Annotated in this window: 21 protein-coding genes; 16 read left to right on the forward strand and 5 right to left on the reverse strand. The window is 63.5% G+C overall.

Annotation, left to right across the window (positions count from 1 at the left end):
• Positions 1 to 124 precede the first annotated feature (124 nt).
• The 4 genes from CR157_RS21505 to CR157_RS21520 form a co-directional block, all read right to left on the reverse strand.
• Positions 125 to 778, reverse strand: coding sequence for an outer membrane beta-barrel protein (locus tag CR157_RS21505; protein WP_258364266.1), 654 nt, complete (start codon positions 776 to 778; stop codon positions 125 to 127).
• 219 nt (positions 779 to 997) lie between these two features.
• A complete protein-coding gene (locus CR157_RS23400; protein ID WP_441319107.1) occupies positions 998 to 1324 on the reverse strand; it encodes a hypothetical protein in 327 nt (108 codons plus the stop codon).
• A 432-nt stretch (positions 1325 to 1756) separates the two neighbouring features.
• Entirely contained in the window at positions 1757 to 2755 is a 999-nt protein-coding gene (locus tag CR157_RS21515) for an IS5 family transposase (RefSeq protein WP_110285570.1), read from the reverse strand.
• Between the two features lie 388 nt (positions 2756 to 3143).
• Positions 3144 to 4211, reverse strand: a complete 1068-nt coding sequence (locus CR157_RS21520; RefSeq protein ID WP_219999988.1) for a replication protein RepA — start codon at positions 4209 to 4211, stop codon at positions 3144 to 3146.
• A gap of 348 nt (positions 4212 to 4559) precedes the next feature.
• On the opposite strand from CR157_RS21520, the gene CR157_RS21525 reads away from it, so the two are divergent.
• From CR157_RS21525 to CR157_RS22735, 4 genes are all read left to right on the forward strand, one after another.
• Entirely contained in the window at positions 4560 to 5162 is a 603-nt protein-coding gene (locus CR157_RS21525) for a single-stranded DNA-binding protein (protein ID WP_110285571.1), read from the forward strand.
• Positions 5163 to 5270: 108 nt separating this feature from the next.
• Complete coding sequence (locus CR157_RS21530; RefSeq protein WP_110285572.1) at positions 5271 to 5819, forward strand: hypothetical protein; 549 nt, start codon at positions 5271 to 5273, stop codon at positions 5817 to 5819.
• Positions 5820 to 5846: 27 nt separating this feature from the next.
• Entirely contained in the window at positions 5847 to 7754 is a 1908-nt protein-coding gene (locus tag CR157_RS21535; protein ID WP_110285573.1) for a hypothetical protein, read from the forward strand.
• Between the two features lie 318 nt (positions 7755 to 8072).
• Positions 8073 to 8231 carry a hypothetical protein gene (locus CR157_RS22735; protein ID WP_181422145.1) on the forward strand — a complete coding sequence of 53 codons (159 nt, stop codon included), beginning with the start codon at positions 8073 to 8075 and terminating at the stop codon, positions 8229 to 8231.
• Between the two features lie 895 nt (positions 8232 to 9126).
• Here CR157_RS22735 and CR157_RS22740 read toward each other — a convergent pair.
• The gene (locus tag CR157_RS22740; protein ID WP_181422146.1) at positions 9127 to 9279 is read right to left on the reverse strand and encodes a hypothetical protein; all 153 of its coding nucleotides are present in this window, start codon (positions 9277 to 9279) and stop codon (positions 9127 to 9129) included.
• Between the two features lie 1550 nt (positions 9280 to 10829).
• Between CR157_RS22740 and CR157_RS21540 the strand changes: the two genes are divergently transcribed.
• The 12 genes from CR157_RS21540 (at position 10830) to CR157_RS21595 (ending at position 21159) form a co-directional block, all read left to right on the forward strand.
• Positions 10830 to 12005: a hypothetical protein gene (locus tag CR157_RS21540; RefSeq protein ID WP_110285574.1), complete on the forward strand. Its 1176-nt coding sequence runs from the start codon at positions 10830 to 10832 to the stop codon at positions 12003 to 12005.
• A 209-nt stretch (positions 12006 to 12214) separates the two neighbouring features.
• Positions 12215 to 13027, forward strand: coding sequence for a hypothetical protein (locus CR157_RS21545; RefSeq protein WP_219999989.1), 813 nt, complete (start codon positions 12215 to 12217; stop codon positions 13025 to 13027).
• Entirely contained in the window at positions 12960 to 13274 is a 315-nt protein-coding gene (locus CR157_RS22895; protein ID WP_219999990.1) for a helix-hairpin-helix domain-containing protein, read from the forward strand. The genes CR157_RS21545 and CR157_RS22895 overlap by 68 nt, the downstream gene beginning before the upstream one ends.
• A gap of 105 nt (positions 13275 to 13379) precedes the next feature.
• On the forward strand, positions 13380 to 14075 hold the full coding sequence (locus CR157_RS21555; protein WP_258364267.1) for a hypothetical protein: 696 nt from the start codon (positions 13380 to 13382) through the stop codon (positions 14073 to 14075).
• A 153-nt stretch (positions 14076 to 14228) separates the two neighbouring features.
• Complete coding sequence (locus tag CR157_RS21560) at positions 14229 to 16232, forward strand: BRCT domain-containing protein (protein ID WP_110285577.1); 2004 nt, start codon at positions 14229 to 14231, stop codon at positions 16230 to 16232.
• A complete protein-coding gene (locus tag CR157_RS21565) occupies positions 16229 to 16498 on the forward strand; it encodes a hypothetical protein (protein ID WP_110285578.1) in 270 nt (89 codons plus the stop codon). Before CR157_RS21560 ends, CR157_RS21565 begins: the two co-directional genes overlap by 4 nt.
• Positions 16495 to 17328 (forward strand): class I SAM-dependent methyltransferase, encoded by an 834-nt coding sequence (locus CR157_RS21570; protein WP_110285579.1) that lies wholly within the window; start codon positions 16495 to 16497, stop codon positions 17326 to 17328. The genes CR157_RS21565 and CR157_RS21570 overlap by 4 nt, the downstream gene beginning before the upstream one ends.
• Before the next feature lie 96 nt (positions 17329 to 17424).
• Complete coding sequence (locus tag CR157_RS21575) at positions 17425 to 17700, forward strand: hypothetical protein (RefSeq protein WP_110285580.1); 276 nt, start codon at positions 17425 to 17427, stop codon at positions 17698 to 17700.
• 60 nt (positions 17701 to 17760) lie between these two features.
• Complete coding sequence (gene recA / locus CR157_RS21580; protein ID WP_110285581.1) at positions 17761 to 18846, forward strand: recombinase RecA; 1086 nt, start codon at positions 17761 to 17763, stop codon at positions 18844 to 18846.
• A 136-nt stretch (positions 18847 to 18982) separates the two neighbouring features.
• Positions 18983 to 19342 (forward strand): hypothetical protein, encoded by a 360-nt coding sequence (locus CR157_RS21585; RefSeq protein ID WP_110285582.1) that lies wholly within the window; start codon positions 18983 to 18985, stop codon positions 19340 to 19342.
• A 107-nt stretch (positions 19343 to 19449) separates the two neighbouring features.
• Entirely contained in the window at positions 19450 to 19656 is a 207-nt protein-coding gene (locus CR157_RS21590; protein WP_110285583.1) for a hypothetical protein, read from the forward strand.
• 102 nt (positions 19657 to 19758) lie between these two features.
• The gene (locus tag CR157_RS21595) at positions 19759 to 21159 is read left to right on the forward strand and encodes a PhoH family protein (protein WP_110285584.1); all 1401 of its coding nucleotides are present in this window, start codon (positions 19759 to 19761) and stop codon (positions 21157 to 21159) included.
• The last annotated feature ends 66 nt before the right edge of the window (positions 21160 to 21225 follow it).

The following is a 21225-nucleotide window of genomic DNA, read 5'->3' on the forward strand; positions in this document are numbered from 1 at the left end:
CACCGTGTCGGGCTTTTTTGTACCGCGCATGCAGGCTGTCGGTGCGGCAGTGTTCCGCATGCGGAACACGGGCATGAAAAAACCGGCGCCGATGGCGCCGGTTCTCGGTAGTGAAGGGGACCGCTCAGAAGTGGTAGCGCAGCCCCGCAGAGACCGAATCGGCTTTGATACTACCCCAGCCCGGGGATTCGGTGTTGATGTCGTGTACGCGCTCCCAGCGAGCATAACCGGCAATCGTGGGGGTGAACGCATAGCTGGCACCCAGGCCATAGGTGGCGGACCAGCCGGTCTCCTTCTCATCGTAGGAGTCGGAGTAGGTCAGAAGCCCATAGCCGCCCAGTGAGTCGACCTCGACCCCTTCGTTGACCTCACCACTGCTGTACTTGGTACGGACATGGGCCACGCCCAGTAGCGCTTCCAGGGTCAGCTTCTCGGTGACCGGCAGCATGCCCACGCCACGGAGGATGAACACCTTGGACTCGTACTCGTTGCGGAAGTCGGAGACACCAACATAGATCTCGCCATCATGGTTGAAGGTGACGGTGTTGGAGGTCTCGTAGCGAGCGCTGCCGAGGTCGCGATACGCGAGCTCCATGGCAAAGTTGGGCGTCAGCTGGTAGCCGACCCCGAAGCTCACCTCTTGATTGGAAGATAGCCGATCATCTGGGCTTGAGCGGGCGATCCTGTAAGGCCTGCAGCCAATAACGTGACTGTCAGCAATGAGGGGGAGAGGTAACGGGACATGTCTGGGGGTCCTTGTTTGGCACCGTGGTGACACTGCGTCGCACAATACGCCTTGATAGCCTGATCACCCGTGCCGGGAAGGCCCATTCAAGTGCACGTCGAGACAACGGCTCTCAGATGGGACGATGGATATACTGGTCAGGCGCTGGCTCCGGTTCTCTCCCAGTGGCGACAACCTGGGAGCCCTCCGAACGATATTGAATGGCTCTCTCTGCCATTGCAGGTTCTCGTCGGATGACGTAAAAGCAACGTTTCACATAGTTGATATAGGGGCATTTCCATAAAGCGAAAGAGTGATCTTGTTGCAGCACTTGCCGATAAAACAGGCCTTAGAAAGACGGATGTTGCATCTGTCATCGACGCACTTACCGATATCGTGGTTGATGGTTTGAAAGATGAGGAAGAGTGCATTCTTACGGGTCTGGGTAAGTTCAAGATCGGGCATCGCTCGGAGCGAGTTGGTCGTAATCCTCAAACTGGCGACAAGGTGACTATCCCCGCTCAGAAAACGGTCAAGTTCGCCGCTGGCAAACCCCTTAAAGACGCGGTTAAGTAAGTCTACCCACTCGCCCTGCGCCATGTCGGAACTTATACCCCGGGTTACCCCCGGGGTTTATTAATACCCATACTATGGTAACCCCGTACCCTCTGCTTAGACGTCCATTCACAGGTACTTGACGAGATCGGCTCTTTGCCCCGCGCAGCGGGGCAGAGGCGATTGAGGCAAGGGCCCGTCAACGAGCGCAGCGAGGCGACAGTCGCTCCTCTGGGCTGCGTACCTGGCCTGTCTCCTTCGTTCGGTTATCCCCAGAATTTCGCCATGCCCTACAGGTAAGACCCTTTTGATTACAGGGCATGGGGGTATAGGGCCGCTAGGGAATCACTGATCAATTCGACTCTGAGCGGTTGAAGTGCTCAGAGCGGCATTTTTACCGCGTCAGCGGTCACCTTCTGACCACCGAAGGTGGCCTGTTTACCCTGGCAGCCCGGGTAACCGGCTGCCAGGCCAGATTCAAGGCGCACTGGCCCCGTCAACTCGGCCCTCGCATCGTTTCGCCAGCACCAGATTGGCCAGTCCAAACAGGCTGAATAGTTGCGCCTGGTTTTTGGCCAGCCCCTTGTAGCGCACCTTCCGGTAGCCGAAGAGGTTCTTGATGACATGAAACGGATGCTCGACCTTGGCGCGGATACTGGCCCTGGCCTTCTCGATCGCCAGCAGCAGCGTTTTCATGGGGCTGTCTTCCATCTTCTTGATGGCGCCACGCTTGGCGGCAACACAGCACCGGGAATCCGGGGCATCCTTCTCTTCGTCCAGATGCTTCCACATGCCGGTGTAACCCGCGTCGCCGTATACCCGCTTATCATCGTCTCGGACCAGGTGACCCGCCATGGTGACATCGGCGACATTGGCCGAGGTGGCAGCGACACTGTGGGTCAACCCCGTGACCGCATCGACGCCGATATGGGCCTTCATGCCGAAAAACCATTGGTTGCCCTTCTTGGTCTGCTTCATCTCCGGGTCACGCTGCTTGGCCTTGTTCTTGGTGGAGGGCGCGGCGGCCACGATGGTGGCGTCGACGATGGTGCCCTCGCGCATGAACAGCCCCCGCTCGGCCAGACTGGCATTGATTTCCTCGAAGATCCGCTGGGTCAGGGCATGCTTCTCCAGCAGATGACGGAAGCGAAGCAGCGTGGTCGCATCCGGCACGCTCTCGATGGCCAGATCAATACCAATGAAGTCCCGCATGGCCTGGCTGTCGTAGATGGCATCTTCGAGCGCCTCGTCGGCGAGCGCATACCATTGTTGCAGGAAGTAGATCCGCAGCATGCGCTCCAGCCCGATGGGCGGCCGGCCCCGCTTGCCCGCCGCGTTCGGGAAGTAGGACGGCGACAGCGCGTCGATCAGCCGTTGCCAAGGCACCAGGGCATCCATCTGGGCCAGGAACCGCTCTCGACGGGTAACCTTCTTCTTGTTCTGGTGCGCTGCCTGGGCGAACGAGATCTGCTTCATCGGATGGCTCTGTCAGACGGTGGCGGGATGGTCAGATTCTACCCCGCCGGTGGCGATCAGGCAGCTGCGGCGGGATTTGCGCAGCGTTTCCCTAGAGGAAGGCCTAGAGGCTGCAACAGGTTTTAGGGGGGTGGTGATTCTTCGTGCCAGTGATCGTGATTCTTCGTGGCTGGTGATCGTGATTCTTCGTGGCCGTGATCGTGATTCTTCGTGCCTAAGCATCTGTATTAACAGGGATATCCACAGAAGCCATCTGCTATCACTCACCCACGAAAAGCCCACCCCCGGGGGCAAGCCCTTTACCCTAAGTGTGGCTGGCCAGTGCTGATGGGCTAACAATGAAGGGCCAGTGGTTACTCCACTGGCCCTTTCTCGGGTGTGTGCAGCGCTAGCCGCGGTAGGGTATCGGTGGTGGGGATGGGCGCAGGGCGATGCCGGTCTTGACGACGCTCACTCGCGCCTTGGGATAGACCGCCAGCACCTTCTTCAGCGCTACCTTGAAATCTCTCTTGAAGTTCCTGGGGCCATGCTCGCCGTGGTAGTCATGTCCGAACTGCGCTCGCAGTGACGCCCAGTGCAACATCACGCTCTTGCCACTCACCCGGTGCAGGCGCTCGGCAAGCATGGCGTAGAGGTCCAGCGCGAGGGCCGATCCCTTGAGAGCGTGAAGGGCCCGCAGGTCCAGGGGGACGGCGTGCTGCGTCAGGCTGTCGTAATAGCGCTGGGTGAACGCGATCTTCTCCGGCCACAGGTCTCTGCCGGCCCCCTTTCCGCTGGGGCGAGTCCACGCCTCGAACTCATCGATCAAATCGCCCTTCACGGTATAGGCCGTATCGCCCACGCTGTAGCCCATGGTGATGCGACACGCGGCCAGCGCCTGCACCTGTCGCTTGAACATTGTGTAGGGGCCACGGTCACCGCCGGCCGGCTCGAATCCCAGGGTCCTTAGGAATGCCGAAGCACTCGGCCCGACATCCACGATCGGTGATCGCTGCCGCAGAGCCTGGGTGTTCAGATGTGCCAACACGAGGCGTGGCATGGCCCCGTAGGGCACGGGGTGCTCGACCCATCCTTCCCCGTCGAAGAGTGACCCTGCCTGGATATGTATCCCGACGCCGTCGCAGACGCGCTGGTACGACATTCCGTCGATCGCCCGGCGTGGCAACCCCACCTGGCACAGGATCGTGTGCATGAAGGCCAGATCGTTCCCTTGAGGCCCGTGCGTGCTGATGCGCTTGCTGGCGGCCAGCAATGCCTGGCGTGATGGCCTCGGTGAGTTGCCCTCCATGACCTCTGTGGCAGGGCGCTCCTGGTGAGGGGATGCATCTTCTCGTAACTGCCCGGCCTCGACGAGTTGGCTCACTACCTCCTGTGCCATCCCGGGGTCTAGGCCCTTGCGAATCAGCTGCTGGAGGTAGGCCTCCCTGGTTGGCTTGTCGCGGTTGTCTTGTGTCACCAGCTGCCCCTGTCTCCGTGTATCGGCTCTCACAGTCCCGCGCATGCTATGCCCATCGTCGGGCTTTGACGGTGTACCGAGATGCCCTTGGAGGGCACGACACGAGGGGGGAGGACCACGCTGCTGTTGGTACTCTGCTCCGCAGTCGAGCGTGCCGGCAGCGGCCACCCTCTTCGGGCTACCGATAAACGTCTTCATTGGTCGGCGTCACATGAAAACACCATGAGTTATGGATGCACCAAATCTTTAATTTCGGGCATTGCGTCTTTTTTGATTGGTAATACATTGAACTCACGTCAACAACGACGCCAACGCCAAGCCAAGTAAATACGCCAAGTGGAAGAGACAATGAGCAGATCCAAGAACCTGTGTATCCTGATCGGTAACCTGGGCAATGACCCGGAAACTCGAAACCTGCCGAGTGGCGGAATGGTTACTAATGCTAGACTTGCCACTACCGATACCTGGAATGATCGCCAGACTGGGCAAACTCAAGAGCGCACGGAGTGGCATAATCTGGTGTTCTTCAACAAGCTTGCCGAAATCGCGGGTAATTACCTTTCAAAAGGCTCGAAGATTTATGTCGAGGGTCGGCTTCAAACTCGCAAGTGGCAGGGACAAGACGGTCAGGACCGCTACACCACCGAGATCGTCTGCAGCGACTTGCAGATGCTCGACGGCAAACCCAACCGCACACGCTCCAACGCCCCGCAGCCGGGTGCCGGTCAACACGCTGGCTATGGCCAACCGCAGCAGGGCGGTGGACATCAGGGGTATGGCGGCCAACCGCCGCGCCAGGATTACGGTCATGCCCCCCAGCAACCCATGGGCAACCAGGGTGGCGGCTACGCGCACGCACAGCCCGGTCATCAGCCCACCATCTCAGATGGGTTCGGGGCTCAGGATGAGGAGATCCCCTTCGCGCCTCATCACCCCATGATGGGTGGCTAAGCACCGCCACTGACCGCCACCCAAGACCTCGGGTGGCGGTCGGTCCCCTCGCTAAATCATACCGTAATACCGTACACCGTAATTACATGCCACGGCCGGGAGGAACAGATGGAGATCACCTATCAGCCAACGGATCACGACCTCACGGTCCTGAAGGGGCAGATACCGATCCGCGAACTGCCAGCACTCATGAAGCGTCATGGCCATGACGCCATTGTCGATACCTGGTTGGCCCGGGCTTTGAAGGCCACCATGGTGATTGGCTCCCCCGAGGCCTGCGCCAGGAAGCGCGAGGCTCTCGGCCTGAGCCAGCTCCCTACTGGGGAGATAGCCGCCATGTCGCTGGATCAGCAGGTCGATGCCTGGCGCCGGCGGGGCGATGTGGGGGCCTCATCCGAAGCCCTGGCCGATATGCTCATGGGCGTGCCCCACGCGGCCGAGCAGCCGGCACACCCTCATGACGCCAGCGATTTTCAGCGTTGTGCTCTGCTGCTGGTCTGGGCTCCGGGGCTCCGCGAGCGACTCCCTACCATCGCGACCCGTTCGGCCGCTTGGCGTGCGATCGTTGCGCACTGGGATGCGCTCGAGATGCTGCTTTCCCTTGGCGAGACCGGGCATCGGAGGCTCTATGATCGCCTTTCGGAGCTGCTGTCCTAGACCATAGGCGTTGGCCGAGGAGGTCACGTGAGACTCACGCCCGAGCAGGCCCGAATCATCGAGATGGCGACCGAGGCCATGTCCGAGGGACAGGCGGAATTGGAAGGCGGGCGGCTGATCAATGCCCCGGGGGTCGCCGGGGCCGGCAAATCGGCCATCATCGTCGAGCTTGCCCGTCGGGATGCCTGTCGGCGCATCCTGTTCCTGTCGCAGTCCCGTAACCTTCGTGATCGTGCCCGGGCCACGTTGCCCCCGAACGTCATGGCGATGACCGTCCAGGAGGCGGCCCACCGTTATCTGCTGCGACTCTACGCCGCCAAGCTCAAGGCCCATCCCGTCCAGGGCAGCCTGACCGAGCAGCAGATGCTAGCGGCCGGAGGTGCCGGCACCACCCAGCGTGAAGTCCAGCGAGCACGGCAGGTGCTGTATCGGTTCTATCGCAGCGCTCACCGTCATCCCGAGCCGTCACACCTCCCGTCTGGCAACCGGCCCGGCGAGGAATGGGCTCTTGCTCCCGCTGACAGTCGTCGGGTGCTCAGGGTGGCAATAGATGTCTGGTTCTCGCAGATCAGCCGCGAACCTGACTCGGCACCGCTGACCTATGCCGCCGAGGTCAAGCTGTGGACCCAGTCGGCGACGGAACAGATCCACCTGGAGGGCCTGGGGCGATCCATCTCGGTATCGCCGCTGCACGGGGCCGAGCTCGTGATCCTGGAGGAGTCCCAGGACGCCGATGAGGCGCAACTTGGACTGCTGTCACGACAGAACATCGCCGTGGTCATGTTCGGCGACGCCTTTCAGTCTCTCCGTCAGGGCAACCGCAGGATAAAGGCCCAGCGGCATCCCCTGCAGGAGCGGGCAGACACGGTGTATCTGCGTGACTCGTTCCGTTTCGGCGCCTCGATCGCCTCGCTGCTCAATGCCCTGGCTCACCGAGCGGGGAGTCCTCGTGTTGACCGCTGTATTGGACGGGGCGAATCGAACGTCTACCCGTCGGCGCATCGCTATCAATGGGAGTCACAGGAGGTCCCCTACACGGTCATCACGAGTTCGTCGGCAGGGTTGTTCCAGGAGGCACTCGAGGCCACCCAGCGTGGCAAACGCATTTCCTGGGTCGACGGTGTGGAATCCTATCCGGTCGGCCTAGTGCGCGACTTGGCGGCGCTCCGTCGTGATGGGAGCGTCCGAGGCGCCGGGTCCGATGGTGCTGCCCCGACGTTGCCTTCCCTGGCAGGCCTACGCAGCCTCGAGGAAGCTCGTGCACGATTCCGTCAGCGCTGGGATAGCACCGGCCTTGAGCTCTGTGACTGGGTCGAAACGGCTGGGCTATCGGTCCTGGAACTGCCCGAGATCATCGATCGTTGGCGTGACCAGGACAGGCAGCGTCAGGAGGCGATGCAGGATGCCTCGCAATCGCCACCTGAGCGGGATCTCACGCTGACCACGGTGGCCAGAGCCAAGGGGCATGAGTGGGGACGTGTTGCGATCATTGACGACTGTTTCCCGTCGGTGCTCCTGCAGGGCCGTTGGCAATTGGCGAAGCGGGACCGCCCGATCGCCAATCGCGCCTACACGGCGATCTCCCGTGCCCAGATTGCCGTTGCGGTGTCCGAGGCCTTCCTGAAGCACCTCGAGGACTACGGGGTCGTCCTGGCGCCCAACAGCTTCCCGGCAGGGGAGGAGGTGGTGGCGGATGAACGGGTCCATTCCCACTTCGGGTGTCAACGCCATGCCCAACTGGAGATGTCGCATTCTCTGCGACGCCGGCGGATGGCCCTAAAGCCGCCCAGGCGCGCATCCAACATGGCCTCTGGCCATCTGCAGCTGAAAGAACAAGTCGAGGAGCAGGCTGAAGCGCTGAAGGGACATTCCGTCGACGAGCTTCGCGCCATGCTCAGAGCGCGAGGTCGGAATAACACGCGTCATGGTCGTTGATGCCCGCGGGACCGTGAGGGGCTAGGCTCAAGGAGGTGCCGTGGCACCGGCGCCGGGTGTGTTCGAGAAACTGGAGGTCGAGGAGCAAGCATGGAGTTCTGTCCACGTTGCCGTGGGGGGGAAGTGTACGCCCCGAACTGTCCAGGCTGTGGTGGGAGCGGGTTTGTCGACGAGGTGACGCCAGACCCGGCACCATCGAAGATCCTGTCCGTGTCGCCGGTTGCTCGCCGCCAGCAGATCGAGACAGCGAGGAAAGCCAGGGAGGCCGAGAAGCGTCGAAAAGTTCGGACAGGGTCTCGGCCCGCTACCAGCACCGAGATGGCGCTCGCGGTCTTGACGCCCCAGGAGCGTCGTGACCGTGAGAAGTGGTTGTGCAAGTACCAAGACCGCCAGGCCAAGCGGCTGAAGGACGAAGCGCGGCGACGCAAGATGTCACCGGAACAGCTGGCGGCCGAGGACCAGCGTCGTCGTGATTAGGCCTACGTGAGGCGGCTGAACCGCCTGCAGGTGGCGAAGAAGGGCCCCAACGCGCCCCGGTCTGACCGTGGTGTTTCCCGGCGGAAGGCACAGACGCCGCTACCTCGAGAGCGGCTTAGCCGCGAGGAGCAGTCGGCCAAGGTCGCGACCAATGACCAGTTGAGGTCCCAGCTGGCAGCGCTGCTGCCGGATTCCTCGAGTCCCCGCTCCACGCACCCTAAGGCGGGAAAACAGGCCGCAGCGAAGAAGCACTCAGCTAAGGGCAAAGGGTCCCGAGCTCAAGACGAGGGGCTGCTCCGTCGTGTCCGACTCATAGAGGCTTGCCAGCAAGGATATATAAGGAAAAGGAGAAGCAAGGAGCGTTTTCTAAGTGTATGTTTAGTAAGGGAGATATGAGTTTGTCGGGGAGCACATGCAACCACTCGCGGTGAGTTCGAGCCACCAGTCCTTCGGTAATCGGTGAGTCTGAGCTACCAGCTCCCGACATCTTCAGAGCCCTGGATGCCCATTTCACGAGTCTGAACCACCGGTTAGCGAGTGTTCCGCGAGCCTCAGCTACCAGTAGCATCTGAGAAGGGCTGTGGATAACCCCTCCTATCTCGGCTTGTGAGACCCTTCAAAACGTTATGCGAGTCGCGGCCACCACCTTTTGCGAGCCCGCGCCACCAGGGCACCGTCGGTGCTTGGTGGGCCTCAAGGCTCTTCAGTACCCGGTACTGTGCAGGGGTTATGCGAGTGTAGGCTACCACTCCGTAGGCACCTGTCTCGTTGGAGGATTTAGCGACCATCAGCTACCGGTCGACTCTTCGCAAGGGGATTCCACGAGCGCCAGCTACCACTGTACCGGGGCCTGAAGTCCGCCCGCGGGGGATTTTGCGACCAGCAGCACCCGGCATTACCGTGGCAGACCGGGATGGTCGCCCTGTTCTTGGCCCAAGCGTTGCTGACGGGCCTGGTAAGCATTCCGCTCGATCTGGACATAGACGAACAGACTCACGCCGGCCATGAAGACAGAGAACGCTGCGTTCGTCCAGCTTCCGGGCGACATGGGCATCTCCTCTGACGGTGGCAGCTATTGCCATTCTAGTGCCCACGCCCTGCGCCCACTGCCGACAGGGAGGTGCCAGACACCATCCCTTCGAGCCTTGAGGCCTGCCGGCTGTGAATTTTGCGACCACCAGCACCCGGTCGCGCCAGACGCCGGCATTCTGCGAGTGCCAGCTACCACTGCCCCCGGGGCCCTGGAGCCCACCGGCGGTGGAGTTTTGCGACCATCAGCACCCGGTCTGTCACCAGCCGTTCCGGGATTCTGCGAGTTTCAGCTACCACTCCTTCAGGCCCGGAGGCCCGCCAGAAGGGGATTCTGCGACCACCAGCACCCGGTCTGGCGCCAGAAGCCGGCATTCAGTGAGCGCGAGCTACCACCCCTTCAGGCCCGGAGGCCCGCCAGCAGGGGGTTCTGCGACCACCAGCACCCGGTCAGGCGCCAGAAGCCGGCAATATGCGAGTGCCAGCTACCACTTCTGCAGGTCCTGAGGTCGGCCGGCTGGGGGGCTACCACCAGCATCCGGTCAGGTCACAGGCGGTGTCATTCTGCGAGCGCCAGCTACCACCCCTTCAGGTCCGGAAGCCCGCCAGCAGGAGGTTCTGCGACCACCAGCACCCGGTCAGGCCCCAGAAGCCGGGATGATGCGAGCTCCAGCTACCACCCCTTCAGGCCCGGAGGCCCGCCAGCAGGGGGTTCTGCGACCATCAGCACCCGGTCAGGCGCCAGAAGCCGGCAATATGCGAGCGCCAGCTACCACTTCTGCAGGTCCTGAGGTCGGCCGGCTTGGGGGCTACCACCAGCATCCGGTCAGGTCACAGGCGGTGTCATTCTGCGAGCGCCAGCTACCACCCCTTCAGGTCCGGAAGCCCGCCAGCAGGAGATTCTGCGACCACCAGCACCCGGTCTCAGGCGCCAGAAGCCGACATTCTGCGAGCCCCATCTACCACCACTCCGAGCTCTGAGGCCCGCCAGCAGGAGGTTCTGCGACCATGAGCATCCAGTCAGGCCCCTGGCCCCGGTATTCTGCGAGTGCTAGCTACCGCTTCGCCATGCCCTGATGCCCACCAGCAGAGCATTATGCGACCACCAGCACCCAGGCAAGCCAGGCAACAGTATTCTGCGAGCGCCAGCTACCACCCTACCAATGTCTGGGGGCTCTCCGGGGGATTTTGCGACCAGCAGCACCCAGTCAAACGGACAGAAGGTGAGATGACGCTCGCCGCCCGCGGGGTCATGAGCCCGACATTACCCACGCGCCAGGGTTATGCGAGTGTCAGCTACCACTTCGGATGGGGCGCAGCCTAGTGAGATGGGGTTCTGCGACCCTCAGCTACTAGCTGAGACGGGAGTCCCCCTGGCGGGTATTATGCGAGCTAGAGCTACCACTTTCAGCTCCGGGCGCGGGCTGTTTGCTCTGTATTGTGCGAGTCCCAGCTACCAGTGGACGGCTACGAGACGGGGTTTTGCGAGCCAGCGCTACCAGTTTACATGGGCCCGGAGGCTGCTACGCTCCGTCTAAACCATCGCTACCTCTCGTCGGGATACCGCTCATGACACGAAGTGCCACCAGTGCCCGCAAGATCGACAGTCCCCGCCAGGTCCCCCTCTTTGGTCCCGACGAGATACCGCTGGCAGAGCAAGAAACCGCCATGGATCGGCCATTGGCCGTCTTCAAGTCGTTCGTCTACAACACCAGCGACGAGCGTACCTCGCTATCCAACAGCATCATGGTCTGGGACCTGCTGCCCAAGTACGCCAGCGAGCACCTCAACAGCGGCGAGGATGGCCCACCGAAAGCCTCCGTGATCGAGTTCGGCTACTTCGGTCAGGATCTCAAGTTCACTCAGTTCCCTGGGACGACCAAGGATATCCGCGCCAGCAAGAGCCACGAGGATGATCAGGACGCCTGGATCAACCGCTTCCCGGGCATCCGGGAGCAGGCCGTCGAGATCGCGCTGATGAAACTGGCCTCCGAGGAGGGTGGCATGTGTGAGCGCCCCGACGGGCGCAAGGAAGCCAAGTACGGCGTGTCCTTCTCGATCCGCCAACTGCGGGAGATCCTGCGCTCGCTAGGCCACACCTACAACCACTACCAGGTGGTCGAAGCCTTGGACATCCTGACCTCCAGCACCTTCACCCTGGAGTCCGTCCAGGGAGAGTCGATCATCCGCGGCCATATCCTCGAGGACTACCGGGCCTCGACGGCGAAGGGAAACGCGAGGTTTGCTCCCGAGGCTCGCTGGCACGTGTTCTTCAACCGTGCCGTCGCCAAGGCCATCCAGTCAGCTCAGTACCGCCAGTACGACTTGCGCCGGCTGTATTCGCGGCGCTCCTATGGCATCAACGTCATCAAGCGAATGGTGCTGCTGGCCACCAACATGTCCGAGCAGCACCCGGTGCGCCTTCGCTACAGCGAGCTCCAGAAGACCACCAGCGGGCTGAACTACTCGCGTATTTCCGATGGCATCAGCTACCTCGAGAGGGAGCTGATGCGGGTCATGAAAGATGGGACGATCTCGCGCTACGAGAAGGAGCTGGTCAAGAAGCGCAAGAAGGGCGTCTCCGGCCGGCCGACGATCGTCGATGCCGTGTTCACCCTGTACCCTGGGGCCGAGATGATCGCCGAGGTCAAGGCGTCCAATACCCGGCAGATGCGGGCCGAGCAGGAGCTGGGACTGTCACCTCGTCAGCGCCAGGAGCGCCACCAGTCCCTCATCTCCGGTTAAGGCGTCCCGCCGCGCCCCCGCCAAGTGGCGTGTGCATGACGATCGGTGATCAGCGGACGGAAGGTGCGAATTATATGCCGTTGCATTCACTGCGGACGTCATGAAAGCTCTTCGGGGGCACCCTGTTTCAGCAGGAGCCACCCTCGAGGGGCCCGCCCGGCACCAGGCCGGGCAACTGAAGGGCTTCCATTCACCTCCTGGAGCCCGTCATGCACATCACCCTCTGGCATCCGCCGCAGAACCCTCAGCGCGTTCGCGCCTACCTCAACCACCTGGCGTGCCTTCCCCAGGGGGCCAAGGCCTTCGTCGAGCCTTGGGGCAACGGGGTGAAGCTGTCGGTCAGCGATCCCGCTGCCTCAACGGCGGTGCTGGAAGCCTTGCGAGAGGCGGGGGTGCTGTCGGCAGGGGAGTCGCTCGAGTCCGTTCCCTTCACCGTCTTCGAAGAGCGAGCCCAGCCCGGCGCCGGCAAGGCTGGCCGCCACACCAGGGCCAAGCGCCCGGGGTCCTCGCCGGCTAAACGGGCGCCAGCCCGCACCCTGAATGGATCACGCCTTGCCGAGGCGGAAGCGCTGGACCTCGCCAGCATCCCGGTGCCTGACCCCGTGCTGGTCCGCATCGATCATCGCGAGCCAGCGGCGCTGTTCGAGGCGCTGCAGGGCCTGCCCAACGTCACCCTGGAGCGAACGGACCTCGGCCTGGGTGACATCGAGATCCAGGGTCGCGAGACCCGCTACGTCATCGAACGGAAGTGCTGTGCCGAGACGGTGGCGCGAACGGACTTCGAGGCCTCGGTGGTCGGTGACGACAAGCGGCTCTTCTTCCAGAGCGAGAAGATGCGCCTGGAGGAGGGGATCACCCCGATCGTGCTCCTGGAAGGGCCTGTCCACGACAACTCTCGCGGCATGCTGGTCCAGGCCATCGACGGGATGCTCAGCTTCCTGGTCACCATCCAGCATGAACGTGATCTCCACCTACAGCCTGCACCACACCGCCTACGTGATCCTCAAGCTCGCAGCCCATGACCGCTCAGGCCTCGGCTATGAGCCTCCGCTGCGGGGGCGAAAGCCGTCCGGGCTGCCCCAGGTGGCCCAGCTCGCCTTTGTGCTGGAAGGCATGCCGGGGTTGAGCGCCAACCTCGCTCGCCTCCTGGCCGAACGCTTCGGCTCGATGGCGGCGCTGGTCGCCGCCACCGAGGCGGACCTCGCCGCGGTCCCGGGCATGGGCCCCAAACGCATTGCCCAGCTTCGTGCCATCCTGCATGGCGGGTGATGTCTTGCCTGTACCGTAATCGGGTATACGGTAATACGGTACATATCGAGGCGGGCCCAGCCTTCCGCCACCACTGCCAGTCAGACACCCAGGAGAACCCCCACGATGTTTCCCTTTGCCGACGAGCGAGTCACCCCCGAGGAGTGGCAACGTATCTCCGAACAGGCCGAGAAGCCGCTGTGCTTCAACTTCCTGCTGCTGCCCATGGTGCCGGACGGCGCCGACACCTTCCTCGACCGGGAGGGCAATGGCGTGATGACCCGTTATGACGACGTGGACTGGAAGGGGCTGGCGCGGACGCTTCAGGCGCGACTCGAAGGCGACGTGCCCAAGAGCATCAAGGTCTATGTGGCCAACGACGGGCCCGACATCTTCGACATGGTGAATACGCGACTCGACCAGCCTGACACCCCGGAGACAGAGTCCGACTTCGGCTCGCGTACCGTAGAGGTCCTTCGGCAGGTCAGCATGGCCGACTATCGGGCCGGTCTGCTGAAGCTGCCCGAGGAGAGCAGCCTCCATCTGAACCCGCCGACCCGATCCCAGCGTCCCCCGATCGCGGGGCTGGTGGTCAGCGTGAAGTTCACCAAGATGCTCCAGGCCATGGACTACATGTCGAGCGTAATGGAGCAGCTCGTTGGCCAGCTGCTGCCACTGCCCGTGGAGCCGATGTCGATGATGCATGCGATGGACGAGCCCGGCACGCTTCCGCCCGAGGCCCATGCCTGGCTGGAGGCGCAGTTCGGCGCCGTCTACTCGGACAAGTGCGGCGTGCTGTTCCTTTCCACCACCCACTCGTGAACGATGCTCCCCCCGGTCGGCTCAGCCCCTCCGGGGGTTGTCCCATCGGTACAGCGCGGCACCCTTGAAGGGCGCTCCCCGCCTTGCGTGCTGGCGCTTTGCTGGCATCCTCCATGGCAACGGAACCGACCCCTAGCCACCGAGGAATCTCCCATGCCAGCAGCTGACCACGATCTGGACCTTTTCGCCGCCGCCGAGGCACCCGCCCGGCAGCTCACCGTCCCCAATGGCCACCTCTTCGAGGGCAATCCCCAGGCCCTCGAGCTGCTCCAGCGTGTCGAGACCCTGGCCGAGGCGTGCGAGATCCTGAACGAGGCCTACCGCCGCGGCGAGCCCCTGGTCAGCGATGCCGTCTATGACCAGTGCTTTCTCCTCGGGCTTCGCCAGCAGGACCCCGACCATCCGTTCCTCCATCGCGTCGAGCCGGAGCTGCTTCCCCTGGACCTGCCCACGGTGAAGCATGCGACGCCGATGCTCTCGACATCGAAGGCCTACGACCTCGAGGCCGTGGAACGGTACCTCCAGCAGGTGACCCGGGCCGCCCTCGAGGAGGGGATCGACCCCGACACCCTGCGCTTTCGTCTCACCCCCAAGCTCGACGGCATCGCCGGCCATGACAGTGGCGATCGCCTGGTGACCCGGGGAGATGGGCTGCAAGGCCAGGACATCACCCGCATCATCGAGCTTGGCGTGGTCATGCAGGGCGGGCGTGGCCGGGGCCGGGGCGAGCTGGTCTGCGATCGTGCGTTCTTCCATGCCCAGCTGGGCAAGGGTACCGAGCACGACCAGGAGCATCCCCGCAACTTCGTCGCCGGGTTCGTGAGCGCCGACAGCGTGAAGTCCCATCACCGGCTGGCGCTGGAGGCTGGCGCCATCCGCTTCGTGCCTTTCGCCGAGCTGCCCGAGCGGATCGTGACCGCTGACGAGCTGCGGGAGGGGTGGGAGGCCCTCTACGACAGCGTGGTGGCGGACAACGAATATGAGACGGACGGCATGGTGGTCGAGGTCACCGACGCGTCGCTACGCCACGCCATGGGGGCCACGTCGCATCACGAGCGTGCGGTCCTGGCCATCAAGCGCCAAGGCGACTCGGCCGTGTCCACGGTCCTGGACGTCCGGCTCACGACCGGCCGCACCGGGCGGATCATTCCCACCTTGATGATCAAGCCGGTGGTGCTCTCCGGGGCCACCGTGTCCAGAGCCACTGCCCACACCGCCAAGAACCTGCTGGCGCAGGGGCTGGGGGAGGGCGCCCAGGCCCGCTTTGTGAGATCTGGCGAAGTGATCCCCAAGCTCGTCGAGGTGCTGGTGCCGGCTGCAACGCCGCTGGCCGTGACCCACTGCCCCTCCTGTGGCACCGAGGCGGTCGAGGAGGGCGTGCACATGGCGTGTCCGAACACCACGGGATGCTCGGCCCAGGCCGAATCTCGGCTCCGCCACTGGTTTCACACCTTGGGCAACGTCGACCTGTTCGGTCGCGAGACCGTTGCACGGCTGGTCGCGGCGGGAATCACGGAGCTGCCGGCCATCTATGCCATGGCGGCCGACGACTTCGCCGCCCTTGGCTTTGGCCCCGGGCAATCCGCCAATCTGGTCGCGCAGCTGGAGCGTAGCCGGCGCGAGCCGGTCATGGCGTGGCGCTGGCTGGCCGCATTTGGCATCCGCCATCTGGGCCGCGGCGATGCCCGCAAGCTCTTGCAGGAGATCCCTCTGGACGACCTGGGGAGTGTGACGGCCGAGCAGATCGCCGATATCGACGGCTTCGGACCCAAGACGTCGCCGGAGATCGCAGCGTCCCTGCGCGACATGTGGCCGTTGATCCTCCACATGCGCGTGCTTGGCTTCGCCCTCGAGAACGATGCACCCGCGACCGAGGCGGGGGCTGACCAGCCGCTCGCCGGCCAGGTGATCTGCTTCACCGGCACCATGCAGGGCGCCTCGCGCAAGGAGATGGAGGCGCAGGCCATGGCCATGGGCGCCCAGGTGCAGAGTGCCGTCAACGGCAAGACGACCCTGCTGGTGGCCGGCGACAAGGCCGGGAGCAAGGTGGCGAAGGCCCAGAAGCTCAATGACAGCGGCAAGGGAAGCATCCGGGTCCTGTCCGAGCAGGCCTACCGGCAGGCGTTCTCGGAACAGGTGAGCGAGGTGGAAGCATGACCAAGGGCTCCGTGCGTGATCCGGCCGGTGCGCTGGCCTACCTCTGCGACTGCACCCTGGCCACGGTGTGCACGCTGGCCTGCAAGAAGAGCGCTCCCAAGTACGAAACCCGCCGCCAGATCGCCATGGCGCAACAGGCCATCGACTGGATGCGACTCTACGGTGTCGACTTCTCCAAGACCCGCGCCAGAGAGGTGGTCGAGCAGTATGGCGGCAGCGTCGAGGCGTGGGCCGCCTCCTTCAAGGATGAGGGTGCGGCATCATGACGGACGAGGTCCGCCAGCGTGCCCTGGGGCAATTCCCGACGCCGGCCTGGGCCGCCGCCGCCCTGGTGCGAAGCCACCTGCCCGATCTGGACCGTCAGGACTTCGTGGTCGAGCCGTCGTGTGGTCCTGGGCGCTTCCTCCAGGCGATCCCCGCCCATGTCCCGGTGCTGGGGGTAGAGCTCGATACCGAGCTGGCGGAGCAGGCCCGGGTGCTGACGGGAAGACCGGTGATCGCCGGGGACTTCTTGGAAGTGGAGCTGCCCGAGGTGCCCACGGTGATCGTCGGCAATCCGCCGTTCAAGACGGCCCTCATCGAAGCCTTCCTCGAGCGAGCGCATCGGCTGCTGGTGAACGAGGGCCGGGTCTGCTTCGTGCTGCCCGCCTTTTTCCTGCAGACAGCCCGGCGGGTCATGCGCTACAGCGAGCAGTGGTCCATGGCTCAGGAGATGCTGCCGCGGAATCTCTACGACGGCCTCAAGCATCCCCTGTGCTTCACCACGTTTCGCAAGGACCGCCGTCGCCTGATGGTCGGATTCGGCCTCTATGCCGAGCTTGCGTACCTCCAGGGACTCCCCAAGGACGTGCAGCAGGCCCTGCGTGAGGGGCCGGCGACCTGGGGAGCGCTGGTGGTCGAGGCCCTCGAGGCGATGGGCGGCGAGGCGTCGCTGCGGGCGATCTACGAGTACGCCGCCGAGCGGCGGCCGACCCCGAACCCCGCCTGGCGTGAGCAGATTCGCAAGGTCTGCCAGACCAAGGCTCACCGCACCGGCCGGGGACGCTACGCGCTCCAGGAGCGCAGCCGCAACCTGTCACTCGATCTCGTGTCCTGACCCCCTCTGTCACGACAGGACACTACCTTCTCTTTGCCGCCTTGCATGATCGAGCCCCCGGGGTAACGTGATCTCACGACATCCGACGAGATCGAAATGAGGACTCTTGTGGACTATTTCACCCTTTTTGTACTGCTGTTCATCGGCACTATTTTTGCCAAGGTCATCAGCGACATCCTGGCGATGCGACGGCACTACAACGCCCTGTCAACTCTCGACGAATACCGTGAAGACTACCCGAAGTGCCAGACGCCCCGCGGCATCCGCTGCTGTGAGTGCAAATCGTCCAGCATCTGGCAGCGCAAGCTGAAACAGGCAGGGAAGGCCATCTTCGAGTGCCGGCATTGTGGCACCGAGCTCTATCGCCGCTGACGGCCCACCCAGCCCCACCACAACCGGCGTTACCGCCCCGCCAACTGCAGGAGCCAAACCATGTCCCAACCCGAACGCAGCAAGGCCCTCGATGCCGCGCTCTCCCAGATCAACAAGCAATTCGGCAAGGGCGCCATCATGCGCCTGGGCGAAGAGCCCCGGGTTGCCATTCCCTCGGTGTCCACCGGCTCGCTCGGCCTCGACGTGGCCCTGGGTATCGGCGGCCTGCCACGGGGACGGGTCACGGAAATCTTTGGGCCCGAGTCCTCCGGCAAGACCACCCTGACCCTGTCACTGATCGCGCAGGCCCAGAAGCAGGGGATGACCTGTGCCTTCATCGACGCCGAGCATGCACTCGATCCCGGCTACGCCGAGAAGCTCGGGGTCAACCTCGATGACCTGCTGGTGTCCCAGCCGGACAACGGCGAGCAGGCGCTCGAGATCACCGACACCCTGGTGCGATCGGGCAGCGTCGACCTGATCGTGGTGGACTCGGTGGCTGCGCTGACCCCGCGAGCCGAGATCGAAGGGGAGATGGGGGATGCCCACGTCGGCCTCCAGGCCCGCCTGATGTCCCAGGCGCTGCGCAAGATCACCGGCAACATCAAGAGCGCCAACTGCATGGTGGTCTTCATCAACCAGATCCGCATGAAGATCGGCGTGATGTTCGGCAGCCCCGAGACCACCACCGGCGGCAATGCGCTCAAGTTCTACTCCAGTGTCCGCCTGGACATCCGCCGCACCGGAGCGGTGAAGCAAGGCGAGGAGTCGATCGGCAACGAGACCCGGGTGAAGGTCGTCAAGAACAAGGTGTCGCCGCCGTTCCGCCAGGCCGAGTTCCAGATCCTCTATGGCAAGGGGATCAACCTCGCCGGCGAGATCATTGACCTGGGCGTGAAGTGCGGCCTCGTGGACAAGGCCGGTGCCTGGTACAGCTATCAGGGCAACAAGATCGGTCAGGGCAAGGCCAATGCCTGCCAGTTCCTCGAGGACAACCCGGTGGTCATGGACGAGATCGAGACGGGCATTCGCGAACAGCTGATGGCCGCCCCCGCGACGTCACGTGAGGACACGGAGGCAGCCCCCGCCCCGCTGCCGGAAGACGCGCCGCCGATGCAGCGAGCCATCGTCGAGGACTTCGGGTAGTCGCTCGAGTCCACCCAGGCGGGTGGCACATAGCACGCTTGGTGCAAGGCCCGGACAGGGGGCGTCACAGCGATAGGTTGCTGAAGGCCTGTCGGCGCCCATACCCATTCGTGATCAGGAAGACGAGACAACCACTATGCCCATCAGCCGCTTTAACGGTGTCGCCATCAATCATGTTGCTCTTGAAGTGGGGGAGTCCGCCATTGTGTCCCGTGCGAGGGCTCAAGGTTACGACGTGACATTTAGCGTCGTGAGAGTGCGCAAAAAGGATGCCTCGGTCGAAATGGAGGCGCTGATTCATCGTCACCAGGACAACCAATCCGTGACCGTTTCACTCGACCCCCGGGAAGTGAAAGTCCTGCATGAACAGACGGTGAGGCGGAAGGTTGTCGGCCTCATGGTGCCGCACATGGCGGAAACCCTGGCCTTGTGGGTGCGCGACGAGCTCTATAACCCCTTCGCCGATAGTCAGCTCACCGAGAAGAAGAGCGCCTAGTCACTGGGGCGTTATTGGCGGGGCAGCCTTGGCTGCCTTCTGCGCCGTCATGCTACCGAGGGCCGTCGGCGCATGGCGACATCACCAACCTGCAAGGAGGGCTGCCAATGGCAGGGCCGATCAAGATCCAACGGCTGGCGCGAGGTCAGTACCGAGTGCTCAAGCACGGGTGCCAGGTGGCCGACATCCGACGATCCACGGCTGATGAGCTCGGACACTGTACCGAGATGCCGTGGGTGCTGCTTCATGCCACAGGGCGTATCGATCGCCAGGCGACCTATGCAGACGCCGTGGACGAGGCGCACAAGATTTGATCAGCAACCGGCTGTGAAAAGGCCCTCAAGGGAACGTCGACGCTGAGTGTCAGCGGGCAAGGCCTGCGATTCTGTCGACGTCACCCGAGAGGAGCTGTGCCCATGGTACGCATCGACAAGAAGGCCACCCGTCTGTACGTTCTGGACACCAACGTCCTGCTTCACGACCCCGCCGCCCTTTACCAGTTCGATGAGCACGAGGTGGTCATCCCCATGACCGTCCTCGAGGAGCTCGACAAGCACAAGAATGGTATTCGGGAGATCGCCCGCACCGCCCGCCAAGTCAGCCGTACCCTTTCCGACCTCACCAGTAACGTCGACCTCAAGCAGATCCGCCAGGGTATCCACATCCCCCGGCAAAGCGGGCCCGACGGGCGCCTGCGGCTGCTGTGCTACCAGGATCTGGAGGGTCAGCACGCGCTGGCCGACAGCCCCGACAACCGCATCCTCGGCGAGACCTGCCGCCTGCAGGAGGACCGTGCCGACGCCTCGGTGATTCTGGTCACCAAGGACATCAATCTGCGGGTGAAGGCCGCGGCCCTGGGGGTGCCGGTCGAGGACTACCTGACCGATCGCGCCTTCGACGACAGCGACGCCATGCTGGAAGGGGTGAAGGTCTACCCGGATGCCGGCAGCGAGCTGTGGAACGGACTCGCCCTCGATGTTCAGGTGGAGCGGGATGACGGGCGCGTGCTGTACCAGCTGTCCGGTGAGATCCCCGCCGAGTGGCACCCCGGGATGCTGGTGGCCGACGGTGACACCGAGGCCGGGTTCGAGGCGGTGGTCCGTGCGGTCAGCGGCCAACGGGCCACCCTGGAGCTACTCAGGAACTACCGGCACGGCACCGACGTGTGGGGCGTGCATGCCCACGACTGTCGCCAGAACTTCGCCCTCAACCTGCTGATGGATGAGGATGTCGACCTGGTGACCATTGCCGGCAGCGCCGGTACCGGCAAGACCTTCATGACCCTGGCAGCGGCTTTCGAGCAGACTCTGGACAGCAAGCGCTTCGAACGCATCGTGTTCACCCGGGCACCCATCACCATGAGCGAGGACATCGGCTTTCTCCCCGGCACCGAGGAGGAGAAGATGTCGCCCTGGATGGGGGCCTTCCACGACAACATGGACAACCTGCTGCGAAACGAGGATGGAGAGAGCAGCTGGGACAACGGCGCCACCCGCCAGCTGCTCGGTTCCCGGGTGCAGATCCGTGCCCCGGGCTTCATGCGTGGCCGCACCCTCAACGATACCTTCCTGATCATCGACGAGGTCCAGAACTTCACGCCGAAGCAGATCAAGTCGCTGATCACCCGCGCCGGCCGCAACACCAAGATCGTGTGCCTGGGCAACGTGAGCCAGATCGATACGCCCTACCTCACTGCCAACACCTGCGGCATGGCCGCGGTGGTAGAGAGCTTCCGCAACTGGCCCCATGCCGGTCATGTGACGCTGAAGAGCGTCGAGCGCTCCCGGCTGGCGCTGGCCGGGGAGGAGATGTTGTAGGGCAGGCGACGAGCAAGCCAACAACACCTCTCCGTTTCACCGTTACGACGAGATCGCTGCCCGCCC

The sequence above is a fragment of the Halomonas sp. LBP4 genome (assembly GCF_003202205.1).
Classification (GTDB): domain Bacteria; phylum Pseudomonadota; class Gammaproteobacteria; order Pseudomonadales; family Halomonadaceae; genus Halomonas; species Halomonas flagellata.

Bases quoted from the DNA above. Each gene is read 5' to 3' on its own strand.
- recA (WP_110285581.1), top strand. From the start codon at position 17,761: ATGTCCCAACCCGAACGCAGCAAGGCCCTCGATGCCGCGCTCTCCCAG.
- CR157_RS21555 (WP_258364267.1), top strand. From the start codon at position 13,380: ATGTTTCCCTTTGCCGACGAGCGAGTCACCCCCGAGGAGTGGCAACGT.
- CR157_RS21545 (WP_219999989.1), top strand. From the start codon at position 12,215: ATGCACATCACCCTCTGGCATCCGCCGCAGAACCCTCAGCGCGTTCGC.
- CR157_RS21560 (WP_110285577.1), top strand. From the start codon at position 14,229: ATGCCAGCAGCTGACCACGATCTGGACCTTTTCGCCGCCGCCGAGGCA.
- CR157_RS22740 (WP_181422146.1), bottom strand. From the start codon at position 9,279: ATGTCGCCCGGAAGCTGGACGAACGCAGCGTTCTCTGTCTTCATGGCC.
- CR157_RS22735 (WP_181422145.1), top strand. From the start codon at position 8,073: ATGGCGCTCGCGGTCTTGACGCCCCAGGAGCGTCGTGACCGTGAGAAG.
- CR157_RS21585 (WP_110285582.1), top strand. From the start codon at position 18,983: ATGCCCATCAGCCGCTTTAACGGTGTCGCCATCAATCATGTTGCTCTT.
- CR157_RS21515 (WP_110285570.1), bottom strand. From the start codon at position 2,755: ATGAAGCAGATCTCGTTCGCCCAGGCAGCGCACCAGAACAAGAAGAAG.
- CR157_RS21575 (WP_110285580.1), top strand. From the start codon at position 17,425: ATGAGGACTCTTGTGGACTATTTCACCCTTTTTGTACTGCTGTTCATC.
- CR157_RS22895 (WP_219999990.1), top strand. From the start codon at position 12,960: ATGAACGTGATCTCCACCTACAGCCTGCACCACACCGCCTACGTGATC.
- CR157_RS21540 (WP_110285574.1), top strand. From the start codon at position 10,830: ATGACACGAAGTGCCACCAGTGCCCGCAAGATCGACAGTCCCCGCCAG.
- CR157_RS21590 (WP_110285583.1), top strand. From the start codon at position 19,450: ATGGCAGGGCCGATCAAGATCCAACGGCTGGCGCGAGGTCAGTACCGA.
- CR157_RS21570 (WP_110285579.1), top strand. From the start codon at position 16,495: ATGACGGACGAGGTCCGCCAGCGTGCCCTGGGGCAATTCCCGACGCCG.
- CR157_RS23400 (WP_441319107.1), bottom strand. From the start codon at position 1,324: ATGGCGCAGGGCGAGTGGGTAGACTTACTTAACCGCGTCTTTAAGGGG.
- CR157_RS21530 (WP_110285572.1), top strand. From the start codon at position 5,271: ATGGAGATCACCTATCAGCCAACGGATCACGACCTCACGGTCCTGAAG.
- CR157_RS21595 (WP_110285584.1), top strand. From the start codon at position 19,759: ATGGTACGCATCGACAAGAAGGCCACCCGTCTGTACGTTCTGGACACC.
- CR157_RS21565 (WP_110285578.1), top strand. From the start codon at position 16,229: ATGACCAAGGGCTCCGTGCGTGATCCGGCCGGTGCGCTGGCCTACCTC.
- CR157_RS21525 (WP_110285571.1), top strand. From the start codon at position 4,560: ATGAGCAGATCCAAGAACCTGTGTATCCTGATCGGTAACCTGGGCAAT.